We start from the raw sequence: 254 nt of genomic DNA on the forward strand, positions 1-254 counted from the left end.
TGGCGTGGGGGTTTTTTTGTTTTTTGTGGGGGTTTGTTTTTTCTTTTTTATTATATAATATTTTTTGCTTTTTTTTTTTTTTTTTTCTTTTTGTTTTTTTCGGCTCTGGGGGGGGGTAAAAAACCCGGGGGGGGGGGGGCGGCCGGCCCCCCGCCCCCCCGCCCCCCCCGCGGAGTAAAGATAAAAACAACAACAAAAACAAAAAAAAAAAAAAAAACAAAAGATAAGAACATGGTTGATATGAAAACCGCGAA

General features: G+C 41.3%; 1 protein-coding gene. It reads right to left on the bottom strand.

Annotated elements, in window-relative coordinates; genetic code table 11:
• Positions 1 to 50: 50 nt before the first annotated feature.
• The coding region (locus AC0L3E_RS34710) for a hypothetical protein (RefSeq protein ID WP_473606925.1) at positions 51 to 254 on the bottom strand (204 nt) is incomplete at its 5' end.

This window comes from Mesorhizobium sp. WSM4822 (assembly GCF_055811155.1).